Annotated in this window: 5 protein-coding genes and 2 pseudogenes; all 7 read left to right on the forward strand. The window is 52.2% G+C overall.

Going from position 1 to position 6,000, the window contains the following annotated elements; genetic code table 11:
- Positions 1 to 145 precede the first annotated feature (145 nt).
- Positions 146 to 1,174, forward strand: coding sequence for a phenylalanine--tRNA ligase subunit alpha (pheS, locus tag J2S20_RS08920; RefSeq protein WP_307255072.1), 1,029 nt, complete (start codon positions 146 to 148; stop codon positions 1,172 to 1,174).
- Positions 1,175 to 1,191: 17 nt separating this feature from the next.
- Positions 1,192 to 3,612 (forward strand): phenylalanine--tRNA ligase subunit beta, encoded by a 2,421-nt coding sequence (gene pheT / locus J2S20_RS08925; RefSeq protein ID WP_307255074.1) that lies wholly within the window; start codon positions 1,192 to 1,194, stop codon positions 3,610 to 3,612.
- A gap of 233 nt (positions 3,613 to 3,845) precedes the next feature.
- Complete coding sequence (gene secG, locus J2S20_RS08930; RefSeq protein WP_106612824.1) at positions 3,846 to 4,076, forward strand: preprotein translocase subunit SecG; 231 nt, start codon at positions 3,846 to 3,848, stop codon at positions 4,074 to 4,076.
- Between the two features lie 800 nt (positions 4,077 to 4,876).
- Positions 4,877 to 5,038 carry an IS3 family transposase gene (locus J2S20_RS08935; RefSeq protein WP_416389006.1) on the forward strand — a complete coding sequence of 54 codons (162 nt, stop codon included), beginning with the start codon at positions 4,877 to 4,879 and terminating at the stop codon, positions 5,036 to 5,038.
- A gap of 50 nt (positions 5,039 to 5,088) precedes the next feature.
- A pseudogene (locus tag J2S20_RS08940) lies at positions 5,089 to 5,331 on the forward strand (transposase); the annotation flags it as partial.
- A gap of 77 nt (positions 5,332 to 5,408) precedes the next feature.
- Positions 5,409 to 5,747, forward strand: a complete 339-nt coding sequence (locus J2S20_RS08945) for a transposase (RefSeq protein ID WP_307255075.1) — start codon at positions 5,409 to 5,411, stop codon at positions 5,745 to 5,747.
- 29 nt (positions 5,748 to 5,776) lie between these two features.
- A pseudogene (locus tag J2S20_RS08950) lies at positions 5,777 to 6,000 on the forward strand (IS3 family transposase); the annotation flags it as partial.

A 6,000-nucleotide genomic window follows, 5' to 3' on the forward strand; every position in this document is an offset into this window, starting at 1 on the left:
AAAAGCGGAGCGAAAGAAGAGAGCGCAGCGATTTGCGAATGTCTGTGAGCGCAGCGAGAGTGCGCAGCACGAAGCTGCGCGGGACTTATGCAGTTGCAGCGGTTTATAATCTACGGACAGCAAAAGTGGCGCGAAAGGAGAGGACATGGAAAATAATAAGTTTCAGGGAATTCGTGAGCAGTTTCTGAGGGAGGCGGAGCAGCGCCTCGATTCTCAGGCGGTCTATGAGCTCAGGAAGCGCTATCTGGATCGGAAGGAAGGGCTTGTCAGCGCCCTGATGAAGGAGATGAAGAGTATCCCCGCCGAGCAGAAGGCGGAGTTCGGACAGAAGGTAAATGGTCTGAAGGACTGGGTGCTGGAGCATCTCTCCGCGCTTGAGGAGCGCGTCCGGGCAGCGGAGCTGAAGAGCCGCTATGAGCGCGAGAAGATAGATGTCACCATACCGGGAAAGAAGATCACCCGCGGAAACCTGCATCCTGACACCCAGGTCCGGAACGAGATGATACGCACCTTCTCCGGCATGGGCTTTGAGATCTATGAGGGCGCGGAGATCGAGACAGACTACTACAACTTTACAGCCCTGAATACACAGAAGGATCATCCGGCGCGGGACATGCAGGACACCTTCTATTTAAGTGACGAGTTCCTTCTGAGAACGCAGACCTCCTCCGGGCAGATACATGTGATGGAGAATAAGAAGCCGCCGATTAAGATACTCTCCCCGGGCAAGGTGTTCCGCTCCGATGATGATGCGACGCACTCCCCGATGTTCACACAGATGGAGGGGCTGGTGGTCGATAAGGGCATCACCCTCTGCGATCTTCAGGGCATGCTGGATCAGTTCGTACAGAAGCTCTTCGGCGCGGACACGAAGACCAGACTCCGCCCGTCCTACTTCCCCTTCACCGAGCCGTCCGTCGAGGTGGATGTGAGCTGCTTCTCCTGCGGCGGCAAGGGGTGTAGACTCTGTAAGGGAACCGGCTGGATCGAGATACTTGGCGCGGGTGTTGTCAACAGAAAGGTGCTGGAGAACTGCGGCATCGATTCCGATATCTATAGCGGCATCGCGTTCGGCATCGGCGTGGAGAGAGTCGCCATGCTCAAGTACGGCATCAATAACATCAAGCTCCTGTTCGAATCTGATCTTCGGGTTCTTGAGCAGATCAACGACTGAGGAAAAGGAGAGTTCGCATGATAGCACCATTCAGCTGGTTGAAGGAATATGTAGACATTGACTGCACGCCGGAGGAGCTTCAGGAAAAGCTCTTCTCCTGCGGCTTTGAGGTAGAGGAATTAAAGCAGGTCGGAGCCGACATTACCCGCGTCGTTGTGGGTCTTGTGAAGTCCTGTGAGCCCATTCCGGACACACATCTTCATGTATGTGTCGTGGATTGCGGAGAGAAGGGCAACCTTCAGATTTGCTGCGGCGCGGATAATGTTGCCGCAGGAAAAAAGTTTCCGACAGCGCTGGTCGGGGCGACGGTCTACGAGACCAATAAGGAGCGCACGGAGATCGCGGGTGTCACGACTATTAAAAAAGGAAAGCTCCGCGGCTTTGAGTCTCATGGCATGCTCTGCTCTGGTATGGAGCTCGGGGTTTCCGAGGATATGTACCCGGGCGCAGGCTACAATGGTCTGCTTTTACTTCCGGATGATGCTCCTGTCGGAGCGGATGTAAAGCCGATCCTGGGGCTCGACGACTGGCTCTTTGATATCGCCGTCACGGCGAACCGCCCGGACTGCCAGAGCATCTATGGCATCGCGCGGGAGGTTGCTGCGGTTCTCAATAAGCCGGTGAAGGCGCCTGCGCTCGATTACAGGGAGACGGAGAGGGAGCTTCCGGGCTTTGCAGTCTGTGTTGATGCGCCGGAATACTGCCCGCGCTATATTGCGCACTATGTGCACGACGTGAGGATTGGGGAATCTCCGGCGTGGATGAGGCGGCGCCTCGCACTGCTCGGTGTGAATGCGATCTCCAACATGGTGGATATTACGAACTATGTGATGCTGGAGCTCGGCCAGCCCATGCATGCCTATGACAGAGCCCATCTCGAGGGAGATGCCATCCGGGTCCGCTGTGCGGCAGCGGGCGAGAAGCTGGTGACGCTCGACGAGGAGGAGCTGACGCTCTCGGAGAGCAATCTTCTGATCTGCGACGGCGAGAAGCCGGTCGGTCTCGCCGGTATCATGGGAGGACTGAATTCGGAGATACTCGACACGACCTCCGAGGTCGTGCTGGAGGCCGCAAAGTTTGCGCGCGACAACATTCGCCGCAGCTCCCGCAGCCTCGGAAAGCGCACGGACGCGAGTGCGCACTTTGAGAAGGGCACGGATGAATACACGGTCGATATGGCGATGCGGCGCGCCCTGCATCTCATCGAGGAGCTGGGCTGTGGAAGCATCTCCCGCACGCACATCGATGTGAATACCGGGAACAGCATAGGAAAGCGGGAGCTCTCCGTTCCGGTGGCGCGTGTCAATGCGGTGCTCGGCATCACGGTGCCGGATGAGGAGATCCTGCGTATACTTGCGAGCCTTAACATGGAGCCGGTGCTGAAGGATGGAGAACTCACGCTTCAGGTTCCTGCTTACCGCGAGGACATGGAGAGCTATCAGGATGTCGCGGAGGAGGTGATACGCCTCTATGGTTATGAGCACCTAGTTCCGACCTTCCTGAAGGAGGCGGAGGTGACCGGCGGCGGACTCTCCGAGATCCAGCAGCGAGAGCTGAAGCTGAAGGAGACGCTCTGCGGGGCGGGTATTTATGAGTGCATCCACTACTCCTTCTTCTCGCCCTCTGATCTGAAGCTGCTGCGCTTCCCGGAGGATGCCGCGGAAATGCAGGCGATTCGCATCATGAATCCGATCAGTGAGGAGATCTCTCTGATGCGCACTACTCTGACTCCATCCATGCTGAATGCAGTGATGCGGAACCAGAAAAACGGAAATCTTGCGGGGCGGCTCTTTGAGATCGCGAAGGTCTTCCTTCCGAAGGAGCTGCCGCTGAAGAACTATCCAGACGAGCGGGATCACCTGGTGCTTGCCTTCTTCGGAGAGGGAGAGGACTTCTACAGTCTGAAGGGCGCGCTGGATCTCACAGCAGAGGCGCTGGGTCTCTCCTTTGGCTACGAGAGCGCGGAGCAGCCCTTCCTGCATCCCTATCAGACTGCCGCGGTACTTTGCAATGGGCAGAGGGTTGGTTACATTGGAAAGCTCGCCTATGATATTGCTGCGGAGCTGAGCCTCCGGACAGATGTCTATGTCGCAGAGCTGGATCTGAAGACACTCTACATGCAGGTGCATGCGACGCCGGTCTTTGAGCCGCTGCCTGCTTTCCCGGAGGTCACGAGAGACATCGCCCTCATCATGGAGAAGAGTATCAGCTGTGCGCAGGTGGAGCGCGTGATACACGAGAGCTGTAAGTATATCCGTGAGGTGAGGCTCTTTGATGTCTATGAGGGCGCGCCGATTCCGCCGACGAAGAAAAGCATGGCATTTACCGTCACCTTCCGTCCGAAGGATGAGGAGCTGAAGGGCGAGGATATAGACCGCTACGTTGACAAGATGCTTCGTAAGCTGAAGGCAGAGTACGATATTGTGCTGCGGTTCTGAGAGCTGTAAAAGAGCTGCTTGACACATGGATCCGACTTCCTGAATCTCCGGAGCGACATGGATATCAGAAATATCGAGCTCGCGCAGAAGGAGGAGATTGAGCAGATCAGAACGTTGCAATACACTTGAGCAGGGCGGGTTTTACTTGAAAGCTGCGGTAACTTGTGGTACGATGCAGTGTAAGTTCGTGTCCGCGATGGAGCAGACACAATAGCCAGATTCGGAGGAGTATCATGCTGAACACGATTTTATCTGTTATATTTGTCATTGTATGTGTAGTTCTTTCTGCCATCGTTCTGATGCAGGAGGGAAGAGATCAGGGTCTCGGGGCCATCGGCGGTATGGCCGATTCCTACTGGGGCAAGATCAGGGGCCGTTCCGTGGAGGGAACGCTGGAGAAGCTGACCAAGGTGCTTGCGGTGCTGTTCCTCCTTGTGGCCTTTGTTCTGAACATTGTAAAATAAGCTCTGCTAATAGGGGCTCCCTTTAGGAGCGTTCAGTTAGGGATTGAAGAAAACAAAGCTTAACTGATGACCTTTAAGCGGTAAAAAAAGAAATAACGACCATACAAGAGTAAAGATGCTCTTGTATGGTTGTTTTCTTGTGTTTAATTATATCAAGTACCAAAATGGTATGTGAGCGAATCATAATTTGCAGTATCTTCAGCTACCATCAGCAATGACTTTGATGAACCGTACATCATTCGGGATACACAGACAGACGATTATTATATTCGCGACGGTATTGCGCCAACCTTTGAAGTCTATGCAGACGCCCGCAAATCAGCAGACGAGCTGAATGGGCACGAAGCCGCCGTTATCAAAAATGAGTGGTCGTACACCGTAGGAGATAGTGGCGGTTATCACAGAGATATTGCCATAGGACTCTTCGGTAATAAAACAGCTGCTCATTTTCATCCGAAAGGAGTTCTCGAATGAGATCCATGTAAGGTGTAAGACAGTTCGTTGATAATCGGCACCTTGATTTATGAAAACCGTTGATATATTTATCGACAGTTCGCCTGTCGACGTCCAGTTCCCGGGCTATCTGGCTTTTATTGATCTTGAGATTCGTTGCTTCCATAAGTGTTTTTAACTTATACAGATCCTCCAGTCCGTGAATCTTAAGATCCGTAATGATGGGTGATTTGATAATCATCGTTCAGGCCTCCTTCTCAGACCTTATCGATGATATCAGTTGTACATTTTTATTCCAGAACTTCTGTACATATTTGATTATGATTTATTAGCTGAACAGATTCCATATCGGGAATTACGATCAGGCATATCGCTACATATTTGAATATATCAACACGTTTTACAATACCGTCCGGATACACAGCCACTGTGATTACCAGTCTCCGGATCAGTACGAGGAAGCATATCTAAAACGACTGGCTGCGGTGAGCCGAAGATCTGCTGGATAAAGGTAAATCAGGCCGTGTTTAACTTGTCCGAAAACTTGACATAGGACCACGTGGCAGAGAAGTGGTCAGAGAAATACCCGAACGCCATGAAACGCTGGGAACGGCACCGGGACCGGGATGTCATTACACCAATCTTTAAGTTTTCTGCTGACGTTCGGACGGTCATCTATACGACCAATGCGATTGGGAGACTCAATGCAACCTACTGCAAACTGAACCGTCAGAGGAGTGTTTTCCCAAGTGCTCAGGCGTTGCTGAAAGCCTTGTATCTGGCCACATTTGAAGCCACGAAGTGATGCTGTATAAATAAAGTTGACATCTTATTCTCAAGGATTTCATTATAATTTAAGAGAATAAGGAGGCGTTTACGGTGGCAACTAACAGACAGTACGATCAGGAGTACAAAATCCAGGCAGTTAAGCTGGCAAAAGAGATTGGCCAGGCAAAAGCTGCACGTGAACTAGGCATCCCCAAAAACACGCTCTATACATGGATACGCGCTAATAGACTCGGAAATCTGGATCTTGGAGCGGGATCCCAGACCCCCAAAAGTGCTATGACCCTGAATGAGGAGCTTATCACCTTACGTAAGCAGGTCAAAGATCAGGATAAGGAAATTCGTCGTCTTAAAGAAGAAAACGAGTTCCTGGAGGAAGCTAGCGCTTTTTTCGCCGCGAGGCGTCTGAAGTCAGCAAAAATGAAAGGCTGAAATATATCGCTGTTAAGACAGAAGGCGGCATGATTAAAGGGAAACTTACATTCTACTGTCGGATGCTCCATGTGAGCCGCCAGGCATTCTATAAATACCTGCAACGTAAGGATCGGCCTTGGAAATATCAGAAGCTGGCCGATGCTATGCGGGATATCCTAAAGGAAGATGAATGTAATGATACCTATGGTCGTTCCAGGATGCGTGATGCTCTTCTGCAGAAGAAGCCGAAGGATGTCGATATCCCGAGTGA

The organism is Moryella indoligenes (assembly GCF_030812885.1).
Lineage (GTDB): Bacteria > Bacillota > Clostridia > Lachnospirales > Lachnospiraceae > Moryella > Moryella indoligenes.

Bases quoted from the DNA above. Each gene is read 5' to 3' on its own strand.
- pheS (WP_307255072.1), top strand. From the start codon at position 146: ATGGAAAATAATAAGTTTCAGGGAATTCGTGAGCAGTTTCTGAGGGAG.
- pheT (WP_307255074.1), top strand. From the start codon at position 1,192: ATGATAGCACCATTCAGCTGGTTGAAGGAATATGTAGACATTGACTGC.
- secG (WP_106612824.1), top strand. From the start codon at position 3,846: ATGCTGAACACGATTTTATCTGTTATATTTGTCATTGTATGTGTAGTT.